The organism is Enterococcus sp. DIV0170 (assembly GCF_051710765.1).
GTDB lineage: Bacteria > Bacillota > Bacilli > Lactobacillales > Enterococcaceae > Enterococcus_A > Enterococcus_A raffinosus.
Window position 1 is genome coordinate 1,465,053 of the sequence record NZ_JBIOLG010000001.1, and the last position, 14,036, is coordinate 1,479,088.

At 38.6% G+C, this 14,036-nt stretch carries 11 protein-coding genes and 1 tRNA gene; 11 read left to right on the forward strand and 1 reads right to left on the reverse strand.

Annotated elements, in window-relative coordinates:
• Positions 1-2: 2 nt before the first annotated feature.
• Positions 3-866, forward strand: coding sequence for an alpha/beta hydrolase (locus IGI50_RS07075; RefSeq protein WP_438776599.1), 864 nt, complete (start codon positions 3-5; stop codon positions 864-866).
• Between the two features lie 2 nt (positions 867-868).
• Here the strand turns inward: IGI50_RS07075 and IGI50_RS07080 are convergent, their stop codons facing one another.
• Positions 869-1,423: a DUF2179 domain-containing protein gene (locus IGI50_RS07080; RefSeq protein WP_311854750.1), complete on the reverse strand. Its 555-nt coding sequence runs from the start codon at positions 1,421-1,423 to the stop codon at positions 869-871.
• Positions 1,424-1,847: 424 nt separating this feature from the next.
• On the opposite strand from IGI50_RS07080, the gene glgB reads away from it, so the two are divergent.
• The 10 genes from glgB (at position 1,848) to IGI50_RS07130 (ending at position 13,970) form a co-directional block, all read left to right on the forward strand.
• Positions 1,848-3,749 (forward strand): 1,4-alpha-glucan branching protein GlgB, encoded by a 1,902-nt coding sequence (gene glgB / locus IGI50_RS07085; RefSeq protein WP_218257197.1) that lies wholly within the window; start codon positions 1,848-1,850, stop codon positions 3,747-3,749.
• Between the two features lie 11 nt (positions 3,750-3,760).
• Positions 3,761-4,933, forward strand: coding sequence for a glucose-1-phosphate adenylyltransferase (locus IGI50_RS07090; protein ID WP_010744666.1), 1,173 nt, complete (start codon positions 3,761-3,763; stop codon positions 4,931-4,933).
• Entirely contained in the window at positions 4,920-6,068 is a 1,149-nt protein-coding gene (glgD, locus tag IGI50_RS07095; RefSeq protein ID WP_311854752.1) for a glucose-1-phosphate adenylyltransferase subunit GlgD, read from the forward strand. The genes IGI50_RS07090 and glgD overlap by 14 nt, the downstream gene beginning before the upstream one ends.
• 2 nt (positions 6,069-6,070) lie before the next feature.
• Positions 6,071-7,498 (forward strand): glycogen synthase GlgA, encoded by a 1,428-nt coding sequence (glgA, locus tag IGI50_RS07100; protein ID WP_438776600.1) that lies wholly within the window; start codon positions 6,071-6,073, stop codon positions 7,496-7,498.
• 132 nt (positions 7,499-7,630) lie between these two features.
• On the forward strand, positions 7,631-10,069 hold the full coding sequence (locus IGI50_RS07105) for a glycogen/starch/alpha-glucan phosphorylase (RefSeq protein ID WP_218257200.1): 2,439 nt from the start codon (positions 7,631-7,633) through the stop codon (positions 10,067-10,069).
• The gene (locus IGI50_RS07110) at positions 10,050-11,882 is read left to right on the forward strand and encodes a glycoside hydrolase family 13 protein (RefSeq protein WP_438776601.1); all 1,833 of its coding nucleotides are present in this window, start codon (positions 10,050-10,052) and stop codon (positions 11,880-11,882) included. Before IGI50_RS07105 ends, IGI50_RS07110 begins: the two co-directional genes overlap by 20 nt.
• Positions 11,883-11,981: 99 nt before the next feature.
• Positions 11,982-12,587, forward strand: coding sequence for a hypothetical protein (locus IGI50_RS07115; RefSeq protein ID WP_438776602.1), 606 nt, complete (start codon positions 11,982-11,984; stop codon positions 12,585-12,587).
• Between the two features lie 62 nt (positions 12,588-12,649).
• Positions 12,650-12,835 (forward strand): hypothetical protein, encoded by a 186-nt coding sequence (locus IGI50_RS07120; RefSeq protein ID WP_010744672.1) that lies wholly within the window; start codon positions 12,650-12,652, stop codon positions 12,833-12,835.
• Between the two features lie 45 nt (positions 12,836-12,880).
• Positions 12,881-12,964, forward strand: a tRNA-Leu gene (locus IGI50_RS07125).
• 181 nt (positions 12,965-13,145) lie between these two features.
• Positions 13,146-13,970 carry a helix-turn-helix domain-containing protein gene (locus IGI50_RS07130; RefSeq protein ID WP_010744673.1) on the forward strand — a complete coding sequence of 275 codons (825 nt, stop codon included), beginning with the start codon at positions 13,146-13,148 and terminating at the stop codon, positions 13,968-13,970.
• Positions 13,971-14,036 lie beyond the last annotated feature (66 nt).

Below are 14,036 nucleotides of genomic sequence, written 5' to 3' on the forward strand. Positions count from 1 at the left end.
GCATGCAGCGAATAATCAAAGGGATCATATTGGTGGTTAGTTTTTTATTAGTTTTTGGAGGGGTTTATTATGCAAAAGTGCGCTACTTCAGTCCTGGGACACTAGTGAAACAAAAGGCTATTCATTATTCTAATGTTCCTACTGTTTTTATCCACGGGTATGAAGGAAATTCATTTTCCTTTGGCCCGCTACTGCGACGAATTGAACGTGAGAATGTTGCAAAACGTGAAATGACGATCGTAGTTCAAGCAGATGGTAAATTGTCTGTTGAAGGTGAACTAAAAAGCCGAAATGACAATCCAACTATTATGGTGCTTTTTGCCAAAGATGTTACGGATGAAATCACTCAAAGTGAATGGATCAGCAAAGTAATGCATTATTTGTATGAACAAGGCGTCACGCGGGTTAATTTAGTCAGCCATTCTATGGGTGGTGTTTCTTCGTTACGTTATTTGCTGGAATACACAGGGAATAAAACACCAATAACTGAAAAGTTTGTCGCAGTTGCTGCGCCCTTTAATGATTTAGAAATTGCTGAGGACACGGAAGAGATTTTTGCTTATGAGTTAACAGAAGAGGGGCCAAGCGGTGAAACACCGATCTATCAGTATTTTGATAGAGCAATGAATCAATTGCCCTCGAATATTCGTGTTTTGGCTGTTGCCGGGGATTTAAACGACGGGACAGAAAGTGATGGGTCCGTATCGACTCATAGCGCTTTTGCCTTACGCACATTGTTTCAAAAGCACGCTAAGAGCTATCAGGAGCTTACCGTTAAAGGAAAAAGCGGTGGACACTCCTCAATCACTAAAAGTGCAAAATTAGAAGAAAAATTAATCCAATTTCTTTGGAAAGAAACAGCTTGACGCTAAGGCTTCAAGCTGTTTTTTTGACGTTTTCGTACTTTTTTAGTCCAAAATCCTCCAGATATATATTTGGGTTCGTAAGAAATAATGAAGGCTCGACTTTCGATTTCCTTGATGAGGGTGTAAAGTGTGCGCTCAGTTTTACGTGGAGACAAAATTTCTAACACCATTCGTCCACCTTCTAAACCTTCGCCGTATGACTGGGTGACTCCATAGCCATTTTGTCTCAGAATACGGGGAAGACTGGCTTCTTGATCGGTATTTGTTGGTAATATCACGGTTACCATCATATATCCAAGAGCCAATTTGTCTTCAATTTTTATCCCAACACTAATTCCAATCGCGTAACCTAAAGCATAAGTCAGGAGATTGATCGGATTATCTAAACGATCCAATACCATTGAAAGTCCAAGTATATAGATTGTAATCTCAACCATGCTCATTAAGGGCGCTAAAATGCGATAGCCTTTCATTGTAAGCATAAAACGGAGAGTATTCAGTGTAACGTAACAAAAATTGATAAGAAAGATCATCGCAAGCATTTTTATATCAACCATTATGTAATCGCCTTCTTTCTGTGATTTTTACCCATATAGGTGTTTTTAGTGTGCGTTTTGTTCTATTCTCATCAGCCTAACGATTATTTTGTCAAAAGGCAAATAAAAGGAAAAAAGGATAAAAAAATTTCATGTTTATTTGTCAAAAAAACAGATTAAACAAATAATAATTGTTATTTATTGACGAAAAACTGATTTATTTTAAAGAAATGAAATTTTTACCTTCTATTTTAATTCTTATTATAATATAATGTTAGGTAGGGGCATTTAATAATGTAAAGGAAAATATCTAAAACGCTTGATACGTTATTTTAAAAAGGTTTGTGTTATTATAATAGAACAAGATGTGTTTTTATTATTAAACTTTGCACATTAAAATGTAATTTAAGGACGCGTTGTCGTTCATTCAAAAAAGGTGGTTCTCATGGAAAATACTAAACAAGTGGCAAAGCAACAAGTTGAAGATGCGAAGAGAACATTTTTGTCTGGAGAAAATTTTTATGCACAACATTTATTGGGTGCACATCAAGTAAAGGAAGGATTCGTTTTCCGAGTTTGGGCACCCAATGCGCTTGCTGTGTCTCTCGTTGGCGATTTCAATGATTGGCAGGATTTGCCAATGGAGAAGGATGAAGTTAGCGGAATTTGGCAAGTACAATCGGATACCGCAAAAGAAGGAGACCTTTATAAATTTAAGGTTAAGCAAGCCAATGGTCGGGAAATCTTGAAAATAGATCCTTTCGCTGTCCGATTTGAAAAAAGACCTGGCGATGCCGCAGAATTATATAGCTTTCCTGAAAAAAAATGGAAAGATGGCTTATGGCGCGGACGCAATAAACGAACAAATGCGTTTAAGCGACCATTAAATATCTATGAAATGCATGCTAGCTCATGGAAACATCATGAAGATGGAACGCCCTACAGTTTTGCTGAGTTAAAAGAAGAATTAGTCCCTTATCTAGTAGAAATGAATTATACCCATGTTGAATTTATGCCGTTGATGGAGCATCCATTAGGTCGTTCGTGGGGCTATCAATTAATCGGTTATTTTGCACTGAGCTCTTATTATGGGACGCCGGCGGAGTTTCAGGATTTTGTTGAAGCTTGTCATTTGAATAATATCGGAGTCTTTGTTGATTGGGTTCCGGGTCATTATTGTATTAATGATGATACATTGCCTTATTATGATGGGACACCGCAGTTTGAGTATGAAGATCCTGATCGGGCGAAGAACAATCGTTGGGGGTCCATAAATTTTGATTTGGGAAAACCACAAGTTCAAAGCTTTTTGATTTCTAGTGCGATGTTTTGGATTGAAATGTTCCATATTGATGGTATCCGAGTAGATGCCGTTTCAAGTATGATTTATCGCGACTATGATGATGGACCGTGGACGCCAAACCATGAGGGAGGCAATCGAAACTTTGAAGGGTATTATTTCCTACAAAAACTGAATGCTGTCATCAAATTGGCTCATCCGAATGTCTTAATGATCGCAGAGGAGAGCTCATCTGAAACACCTGTGACCGGTATGATCGAGAGTGGCTCATTAGGTTTTGATTTTAAATGGAATATGGGATGGATGAACGATGTCTTACGTTTTTATGAGATGGATCCTGTTTTTCGGAAAGACAATTTCAATTTGGTCACTTTTTCGTTTATGTATATGATGCAGGAGAATTTTATTTTGCCACTGTCACATGATGAAGTTGTTCACGGGAAGAAGAGTCTTATGCATAAAATGTGGGGGGATCGGTACAAACAGTTCGCGCAGTTGAGAAACCTGTACACTTATTTTATGACTCATCCAGGAAAAAAATTATTGTTTATGGGTAGTGAATGGGGTCAGTTTCTAGAGTGGAAGTTTGATGAGGGACTTGAATGGAGGGATTTGAATGATTCAATGAACCATTCGATGCAGCATTTTACTGCAGAATTGAATGATTTCTATAAAAATCAAACAGCCTTATGGGAGCTAGAGGATTCCTATGACACGATCGAAATTATTGATGCGGATAATACGGGAGAATCAATTTTGTCCTTTATGCGAAAAGGAAAACGTAAAAAAGATTTCTTAATTGTCATTTTAAATATGACTCCAGTAGAACGCCGAGATTTTCATATAGGTGTGCCTTATCCGGGGACTTATAAAGAGGTTTGGAACACGGAGATGAAAGAATTTGGCGGAACATGGACAAAGCATAATGAGGATTGTCAAAGCGAACCAATTGAATTTAAGGAGTACGGCCAGTTGATCAGAACAACTGTCCCTGCTTTAGGTGCCATCATATTGAAACCAGAAAAAATCAACACACGCAAGAAATAGAGGGGAGGTCGATGGAGGAAAGTCCTTCATCAAATAAAATGAAAACAGAAATTTTAGCAATGATTTTAGCCGGCGGGAAGGGTTCTCGTCTAGGTAAACTAACACAAAAAATTGCAAAACCTGCTGTCCCTTTTGGCGGTCGCTATCGAATTATTGATTTTACGTTGAGTAATTGCATTAATTCAGGTATCAACAATGTAGGAGTAGTAACGCAGTATCAGCCTTTAGCGTTAAATAATCATATTGGGAATGGTTCTAGCTGGGGCTTTGATGGTCTAAACTCAGGAGTAACAATTCTACAGCCATATTCTAGCAATGATGGGAGTAAATGGTTTGAAGGAACAGCTCATGCAATCTACCAAAATATGGACTACATCGATCAAATGGATCCTCAGTATGTTTTAGTCCTATCTGGTGATCATATCTATAAGATGGACTATGAAGCGATGCTTGAAGACCATAAAGCGAACAATGCTTCACTAACAGTTGCGGTAATTGAGGTCCCTATTGAAGAAGCTTCTCGTTTCGGAATCATGAATACTGATGAAAATGATCGAATTATTGAGTTTGAAGAAAAACCAGAAGAACCAAAGAGCAACTTAGCTTCAATGGGCATTTACATCTTTAACTGGAGTCGCTTGCGCAGTGTATTGCTAAACAGTTATAAAAAGGATGATCAAATGCTAGACTTCGGTAAGCATGTAATTCCTGCCTACTTAGAAAGTGGAGAGAATGTCTTTGCGTATCGCTTTGACGGTTACTGGAAAGATGTTGGTACAATCGATTCTCTTTGGGAAGCTAGTATGGAGTTTATTGATCCTGAGCATAGCTTGAATATCCGTGATAAAAACTGGCGGATTTTAGCAAAAAATACCATTTCACCGCCACATTTTTTAACTGAAAATGCTGATGTAAAAAATTCATTGGTAGTGGATGGCTGTTATGTCGCTGGTCACGTAGAACATAGTATTTTATCTGATGATGTTCAGGTAAAAGAAGGTGCAAAGGTAGTCGACAGTGTCGTCATGCCAGGTGCAACGATTGGTAAAAATGTGCAAATCACTAAAGCGATTATTGGAGAGAACGCCATCATTGGTGACGATGCGGTCGTTGATGGATCAGAAGAGATTGCTGTAGTAGGCTATTCAGAAGTGATTGGAGTGTTGACAAGTGAGAGCGAATAAAATGTGCGCCATTTTGGGGAACGTATATGAGTGCCCAGAATTATTACCTTTAACTGAAAAGAGACCGTTGGCAACATTGCCTTTTGATTGTAAGTACCGTCTGATTGACTTTAATCTGTCAAATGCAATCAATGCGAATATCAAATCTGTATACATGGTTTTTAACCAAGGAACGACCAAATCTGTTTTTGACCATATTGGCGGAGGACGCGAGTGGCATCTTGATAGTGTAGACAGCCGTTACTTTATCCATTTTTATCAAGATTTCTTGAAAAAGAAAGCAGAAGGCCGGCCCTATTTTGAGTCAGTCATTGACTATTTGAATAAATCAAAATCTGAATATACAGTCTTTATGGGAAATCGTATGCTATGTAATATTGATTTAGAGGCTGTTTTAAAAATTCATCAACAAAGCGACAGTGTAATGACTGTTGTTTATAAAAAAATGCCGAAGGAACAAATTTATCGGCAGGATGAAATTTTAGAAGTGGATGAACACGGCATAATTGCAGGCCATCATAACTTTTTAGAAGAAAAAACCAACGAAGAAGTGCTGAACCTGGGCATGAAAATATTTATTTGTCGTACAGATTGGTTAATCAATGCCTTACAGGAAGGGCAAAATCTAGGCGGTCCGGTAGCATTGGTGGATTTCTTAACTTTAGCGATGAATCAAGTGAAGACAAATGCGTATGAATATACTGGCTTCTTAAGTAACATTTTTGATATTAAGTCATATTATGATGCAAATATGGCTATGTTAGATCCTAAGAAGTTTACTTCTCTATTGTATTCTAAACAAAAGATTTATACGAAATTGAAGAATGAAGTGGCTACCTATTATTCTCCAACTTCTGAAGTAAAGAATAGTCAATTCGCTACAGGCTGTCTGGTTGATGGGAAAGCTCATGGTTCCCTTTTCTCAAGAAGTGTCATAATTGAAAAAGGTGCTGAGGTTGAGGATTCGATTATCATGGCAAGCTGTAGTATACGCGAAAACGCATATATCAAGAATGCGATCCTAGATAAAAACGTTGTAGTGGAACCAGGAATTAAAATTATCGGCTCTGCTGAACAACCAGTTGTCATCAAGAAAAATACACATGTGATCAGTGATGTTTACGGAGGCGAATAAAGGTGAAGACATTATTTGTAGCAGCAGAATGTGCACCCTTTTTTAAAACTGGAGGATTGGGTGACGTTGCGGGCGCTTTACCTAAAGCCTTAAAGGAAAAGGGAACAGATATAAGAGTGGTCCTACCATTTTTCACAAAGATGCCAGACCGTTTTAAGGAGCAGTTAGAGGATTTATTTTCTTTCGATGTCTATGTTGGCTGGCGCAAACAGTATTGCGGAGTAAAGCATCTCCGAATGAATGAGATTGATTACTACTTTTTAGACAATCTCTATTACTTCAATCGGCCAGAATTGTATGGTTATTATGATGATGGGGAACGTTTCGCTTTTTATCAGCAAGCGGTCATTGAACTAATGGAAAAAATCGATTTTATTCCTGATGTTATGCACTTGAATGATTATCATACCTCCTTCATCCCCTTTTTATTAAAGGAAAAATATCGTTGGATTAAAAATTTTGATCAAATTCGTACCGTTTTGACTATTCATAATATAGAATTTCAGGGACAATATGACCGTGAAGTTTTATATGATTTATTTGGCATGGGGTGTGAACGTTACGACGATGGCACGATACGTTACAATGACTGCGTAAACTTTATGAAGGCTGGGATTCTGTACGCAGATCGCGTGACTACAGTTAGCCCTTCTTATGCTGAAGAAATAAAAACGGCTGAGTTTGGTGCTGGTTTGGATATCATTTTGCGAATGGAAAGCGGCAAGTTGCATGGAATATTGAATGGGATTGATTATGATGCCTTTAATCCAAAAACTGATCCTGCAATTTTCGCAAATTACGATGCAGCACATCTTGATAGAAAAATAGAAAATAAAGTACAGTTACAAAAAGCCTTGGATTTACCTGTTCGACCGGATGTTCCTGTCATTGGGATTGTCAGTCGTTTGACTTACCAAAAGGGGTTTCATTTACTTCTAGAAGAGATGGAGAACTTAATGCAATTTGATGTACAGTTGGTTTTGATTGGAACAGGGGATCCGAATTTTGAGAATCAGTTCCACTATTATGGCGGAAAATATCCGAATAAAGCAAGCATCCATATTGACTTTGATGTAACATTGGCTCAGAAAGTGTATGCCGGTGTTGATATGTTCTTGATGCCATCAGCCTTCGAACCTTGCGGGCTTTCGCAAATGATTTCCATGCGTTATGGTACATTGCCGATTGTCCACGAGATTGGCGGCCTGAAAGACACCGTTCAACCATACAATCCGATTACAGGTGAAGGGACAGGCTTTGGTTTTAACATTTTTGAACCGTTCTATTTAATGAATGCGTTGAAACAGGCCATTGAACTTTATCAGGATCATCCAGCGGTTTGGCAAGGAATGATGACTGAGGCAATGTCTCGGGACTTCAGTTGGGATGAATCTAGTCAGCAATATTTAGAGTTGTACGAAGGAATATAAGATTCGAAAAGCCAGAATCTAAGCCTTGTGGCGATTGATTTTGGCTTTTTTATCATTAAATTTTCATTTATGATGTATTATATGTAGTATGTATAATACATAGCTTAAAAAGTGTAGGTTGGAGATGAGAATATGAATAAAACAGAATTTAAACAATCATTCAGTCGCCGTCTAGCTGAAAAATTTGCAATGGGTGTTGCGGACGCTTCCCCAGACGAACTTTACCAAACATTGGGTTCATTAATGACTTCGGCATATTCACAAAATTGGCAGCAAACATGGAAAGATTATCGAGAAGCAGATCAAAAACAAGCATATTATTTTTCTATTGAATTTTTACCAGGAAAAATGTTAAAAAGTAATCTTTTAAACATGGGTTGGTTAGACATGGTCACGGAGGGGCTCGCTGAGTTAAATATTGATTTAGAGGATTTAGCTGAAGTTGAACCGGACATGGCGTTAGGAAATGGCGGGTTAGGTCGTCTGGCTTCTTGCTTTATGGATTCGATTGCCTCCATGGGGCTTCCTGGCAATGGGAATGGAATCCGTTATGAGTATGGTCTTTTTAAACAACGCTTTGTTGACAATTATCAAGTGGAGTTGCCAGATGAATGGCTGCACAAAGGTAATTTGTGGGAAGTTCGAAAAGAGAGTAAAGCGGTAGATGTGCGTATCGGTGGCGATGTATACATGAGTCATGATGAATACGGCAATCTAGTTCCGAATTATCAGGGTGGGATGATGCTTCGAGCGGTCCCTTATGATACCGGGATGCTTGGGTATCAGAATGGTATTGTCAATACCATGCGTTTATGGTCTGTAGAAATATCGCCGGAAGAAGAGGATCGATACCGTAGTATAAAGGATCGTCGTGCGGTGGAGGATCTGACTTCAGTATTGTATCCAGATGATTCTAGTGAAGCCGGAAGAAGACTGCGATTGTCACAGGAGTATTTCTTTGTCTCAGCAGGTGTTCAAAGTATTTTGCGTTACTACAAACAATTGAAGAAACCGATGGACGAAATTAATCAATACATTGCGATTCATATCAATGATACACATCCTGCTATGTGTGTGGCGGAATTTATGCGCCTGCTAGTTGATGAAGAAAAAATGGGTTGGGAACGAGCTTGGAACTTAACTCAAGAGGTGATGAGCTACACGAATCATACGATCATGGCTGAGGCTTTAGAAAAATGGTCGATTGATATGATGAAAAGCGTGTGTCCAAGAATCTATCAGATCATTGAAGAGATCGACCGTCGTTTCGTTGAGGAAATGACTGGCGTGCATGATTTTGATTTGATACAACGAACAAGAATCATTCAATGCGGCCAGGTTCATATGGCCCATCTTGCAATCATAGGCTCGCATTCAACGAATGGTGTGGCGAAATTACACTCCGATCTTCTAAAATCCGTCGTTTTGCATGATTTTTATCGATTATATCCAGCTCGATTTAATAACAAGACAAATGGGATTGCGATGCGAAGATGGACGCAATTAGCAAATCCTTCGCTAAGTAAAGTATTAGACGAAACGATTGGTAATACTTGGAGAAAGCAGCCAAGTGACCTGCGTTTGCTATTAAATTATGAGGAAGATGACCAGGTGCTTGATAAGCTTGCGGCAGCGAAATTGGAAAACAAGCAACGTCTAGCAGACTATATTCAAAAACATTGCGGCGTTGAAGTCAATCCTCATGCAATTTTTGATGTTCAAATCAAACGACTGCATGCTTATAAACGTCAATTACTAAACTTACTGCATATCATTAAGTTGTACTTAGAGTTGAAAGAAAATCCTGAATTACCGATTGAACCTCGCGTGTTTATTTTTGGTGCAAAGGCAGCTCCAAGTTACCATTATGCAAAATCTATTATTAAGGTAATCAATGAAACAGCGAGCTTAATCAACCAAGATACAACAATCAAGGATAAATTAAAGGTCATCTTTTTGGAAAACTATAACGTAAGCTTGGCGGAAAGAATTATTCCAGCAGCAGATGTCAGTGAGCAAATTTCTTTGGCGTCTAAAGAAGCTTCTGGAACTTCAAATATGAAGCTTATGCTGAATGGCGCCGTGACAATCGCGACATTGGATGGCGCAAATGTTGAAATTCGAGATGCTGTTGGAGATGAGAATATTGCTATTTTTGGTTTGACCGAGTCTGAGGTTTATCAATATTACGAGAATAAAAATTATTCATCCGCAGACATTTATCGAGAAAACGCACAGGTACACAAAGTGGTAAAAACTCTAATAGATGGTACGATTCCGAATATTTTTGCAGAGGGTCAAGAAATCTTTGATTCCTTGATTAAGTACAATGATGAGTTCTTTGTTTTACGTGACTTTGAAGATTATTGTTTGGCGCAAGAAACTGTAAATCAGGCTTATCAAGACAAACGTCGTTGGCGACAAATAAGCTTACGAAATATAGCCAATGCAGGACGCTTTTCTTCAGATAATACCGTTCAGCGTTATGCAGATGACATTTGGCAAATAGAACCAGTTTTTGCTCATGAAGATGATCGAGGTGTGACACAACATGACTCATATTTACTTTAATCCATGGCTAGAACGATACAAACAACCTTTTGGTGCTGTTCAGGAAGGGACGACGGTCAAAATTTGGCTGTCGGTTCCGGAACAGCAAAATACGAAGGTCTTTTTGATTGTGCGTAAAGAAGGAAGCTCAGTGGGACAAAAAATTTTTCCAATGGAGCCGGCTTCTGAGGATCGATTTCATTTTCAAACGACAATGGATCAGGGCTGGGGATTGTATTTCTATTATTTTAAAGTCATCCATGAAACGGATGGCTACGAAACAATTCAGTATTATGGATTTAAAGGACATGGTGGCGAAGGAAGAATCTATAGCTCTGAACGAGAAGTCGTACCTTATCAATTGACGTGTTATCAGAAGCCAGAGGTTGCTCCAAAATGGTATCGAAATGCCGTTTTTTATCAAATTTTTCCTGATCGATTTGCCAATGGCAATCCCGATCGTAAAATCAATCAGCCAAAAAAAAATTCATTTATCTATGCAACTGAAGAGGATGAACCTTTTTATATTAAGAATCAGAAAAATGAGATTGCTCGATGGGACTTTTTTGGTGGGAACTTTAAAGGAATTCAAGAAAAAATTCCTTACTTACAAGAACTTGGGATCACCGCTTTATATTTAAATCCAATCTTTGAGGCGACCTCTAATCATCGCTATGATACGAATGACTATTTCAAGGTGGATAGTGTCTTGGGAACTGAGGAAGATTTTCGTAGTCTGATCGCTGCTTTACACACGGCGGGTATCGCGGTTGTTTTAGACGGAGTATTTTCTCACGTAGGAAAAGACAGTCGGTACTTCAATATTTCTGGTTTATATGGCGAGGATACTGGCGCAGCTCGCGATCCTAAGAGTCGCTACTTTGATTGGTTCACATTTAACCACTATCCGGATGATTATAAATCTTGGTGGGGAGTATCCGATCTGCCAGAGGTACGTAAGGATAATCCAAGTTATCAGGAATTCATTTATGGCGATTTAGACAGTGTTTTATCCAAATGGACCTCGATGGGCGTTGATGGCTGGCGGTTGGATGTTGCAGATGAATTAACTGACGATTTTATTGCTGGTATCCGTAAAAATCTTTTGGCGTATCAAGAAAAGATTCTAATCGGTGAGGTTTGGGAGGATGCATCGAACAAAATTGCCTATGACACTCGACGAAAGTATGTGTTTGGTGATCATTTACAAGGCGTAATGAATTATCCACTCAGACAACAAATTTTAGATTTACTAAATCAATCACGATCATTGCAGGATATTTGCGAAGAGATGATTCGTTACCAAGAAAATTATCCGGCTGATTTTTACTACAATCAGTTGAATAATATTGGCACACACGATACGGAACGAATCTTGACCATGTTAGATGGTTCGATCGAAGCGATGGATCAGGCTTGGGGATTAATGTTCATGATGCCAGGCATTCCTTGTGTTTATTACGGCGACGAAGCCGGGCTGACCGGCGGGAAGGATCCGGATAATCGTAAGTTTTTCCCGTGGAACAGCATTGATCCTAGATTGTTTAAAAATTGTCAAAAATGGATTGAGCGTAGAAAGAAATATGATGTGCTGAAGCAAGGGCAATTTTTCCCATTCTATTCGCATACACAGCAAATATTCGGGATCATTCGATACACGGAACAGGCCTATGTCATCTACGCACTCAATTTATCTGATGAGGAACAAAGCCTAAATGTTGGAGAGTTATCAAGTCCACGTGCCTATCAAGGGGATTATGAGGTGTTGGATCGTATCTTAGAGGGTGAGGTATTGGCTCCAAATGGCAGTTTGTTTGTGTATGACTCAAATTGATCGAATGCGTGGGAGATTTTCTTATAGGTTAGGAATTTAAAAGCATTTTTTCAGCATTTATGCTAAACTATGCTATATCAGAACGATGAGGATGATTGTATGCAAACGTATAGCAGAAAAAAGAGCCGCTTTCCTGCCTTTGACGATGAAGCAGGTGTGAAATTAGTACAGACGAATCAACGTGTCTTGTTTGATGGACAAGATGACTTAATTACAAGTTATCGCTTAGAGGCAAAGGATATCTTTGACCGACAATTACCAAAGAACAAACGGACGCGACGTGTAAATTTAGATGAAGAGCCACGAAGAGAGCTGGATCATCACAAAGCTCACTTACCGATGTATCAAGGGGATCGAAAAGAATCCAAAAAAGTTAATTTGTTTGAAGAGCGAAAGCCAAAAGAGACGACCAAGCCTAAGTCAACGTTTAATACAAGAAATGGCCGTAGCGCAACACCGTTTTCGCCTAAATTTGTTCCTTCTTCCTTGATTCCTGATGAGCCTGCTGATGCAATCTCACCGAGAGAATTGATGCAGCGGATGGAAAAATCGCGTCAGTCGTATATTCTATTTGCGCCAGATAATGTAGAAAAGCAACCGGCAATAGACAGAAAGAATTCACGGCAACGTTTGGATCGCTCGTTACGAGGGATTATGCAAGAGGACAATTCTAATATCGAAAATAGCAAGTATTTTCACGATTAATGCAGAAGGTGCCAATGGGCGTCCTTCTGTTGTTTTTATGAAGATAGGAGAGAACAAGAAACATGAACCCATTCGAGGAAAAAATTCGCCAATTAAGAGCTGGAGAGATTGACAAAATCGAGGTAACACGTGATGAATTTTTCTTATTTCGTGAAGCGTGGATCAAGCAAGAGGATAAAAAATTTTTTAGAGGGATTGCGGGATTGAAGGGAAATATTACATACGTTTACGACACAACGATTGTATAGGTATTGACTTTTTCATTTTGTATCGCTATCATAAAAAAGAATTCTGCGGTGGTGTTGGAATTGGCAGACAAGCATGACTAAGGATCATGTGAGAGCAATCTCGTGTGGGTTCGAGTCCCATTCGCCGCACTTGGGTGTACCAATGATGGTACATCCTTTTTTTAATGATATTTTTAAAAAATCCGTTTACATCTGTTCGTTTTAGAAGAAACCTTTGGTGCTTTTCGATCGCAAGAGTTGCTTGTCAATTCGTCATCAGATAAAATAAACTTATTAAAATGTGAATATGCATATTTTGGAGGAAACAGTAATGGAAGCGATTGGTCAAGTCTTAAAAGAGTTCAGAAAAGAACATGGCATGACACAAAAAGATCTTTCTGAAGGAATTTGTTCCCAAAGTGTTTTGAGTCGAATTGAAAACAATGAAGAGATTCCGAATATTTTTGTGATTCAACAATTATGTCATCGACTAGGAATCACGATTGATCAATTGATGCTAGATTTCTTACCGGAAGAATTATTTCTGCGCAAGTATTTTAACAAAATGTTTATGTATTTGCGAACCGGAAAATATTTAGAAATTCGAACGACACTAGAGTATTTGGATGAACGTCAAATTACTCATTTAGATAAAGATAGACAGCTAGCATGCTTTTTTAAAGGCGTTTGTGCGTATTTTATTGATAAAGAACCGGAAGCGGCTTTAGAACAGATTATACAAGGACTTTCGATTTGCGTCTCAAAAAAATATGACGGTTATTTTGATAGTCGAATCTTACTCTTGAGTTTTGCTGGTAAAATGAATTCTGTTTTAGGCAGAGTAAACGAAGCGCAAAATTATTACAATCAAAGCTTTGAGTTATTCCAGACGATGATGGCTGATTATTCTGAACGTAGTGAGCTCAGTAATCTTTTTGTGAACTATGGCACTTTCTTAGTGAAACACGAACGCTTGGACCTTGCTGAAAAAGTCGTTGATATGGGGTTGAAGTGGAATCGGCAGCAATGTAGCTATTACAAGTTGAGAGAACTGTTAGAATTAAAAATTTTGATGCTAGAGGCCCGAGATGAGTTTCACACAGTGATTAATTATAGAAAGATGCTGAGAGCCATCGAAAAGCTAAAAGATTTATAGAATGGTCTACACCATTCTTGACTTATTGGCCATTCAGGAGTAACTTTAAGGTACTAAGACAAAAAG

What these genes read in the sequence shown, in the direction of transcription:
- IGI50_RS07075 (WP_438776599.1), top strand. Translation starts at nt 3, where the DNA reads ATGCAGCGAATAATCAAAGGGATCATATTGGTGGTTAGTTTTTTATTA.
- IGI50_RS07080 (WP_311854750.1), bottom strand. Translation starts at nt 1,423, where the DNA reads ATGGTTGATATAAAAATGCTTGCGATGATCTTTCTTATCAATTTTTGT.
- glgB (WP_218257197.1), top strand. Translation starts at nt 1,848, where the DNA reads ATGGAAAATACTAAACAAGTGGCAAAGCAACAAGTTGAAGATGCGAAG.
- IGI50_RS07090 (WP_010744666.1), top strand. Translation starts at nt 3,761, where the DNA reads ATGGAGGAAAGTCCTTCATCAAATAAAATGAAAACAGAAATTTTAGCA.
- IGI50_RS07105 (WP_218257200.1), top strand. Translation starts at nt 7,631, where the DNA reads ATGAATAAAACAGAATTTAAACAATCATTCAGTCGCCGTCTAGCTGAA.
- IGI50_RS07110 (WP_438776601.1), top strand. Translation starts at nt 10,050, where the DNA reads ATGACTCATATTTACTTTAATCCATGGCTAGAACGATACAAACAACCT.
- IGI50_RS07115 (WP_438776602.1), top strand. Translation starts at nt 11,982, where the DNA reads ATGCAAACGTATAGCAGAAAAAAGAGCCGCTTTCCTGCCTTTGACGAT.
- IGI50_RS07120 (WP_010744672.1), top strand. Translation starts at nt 12,650, where the DNA reads ATGAACCCATTCGAGGAAAAAATTCGCCAATTAAGAGCTGGAGAGATT.
- IGI50_RS07130 (WP_010744673.1), top strand. Translation starts at nt 13,146, where the DNA reads ATGGAAGCGATTGGTCAAGTCTTAAAAGAGTTCAGAAAAGAACATGGC.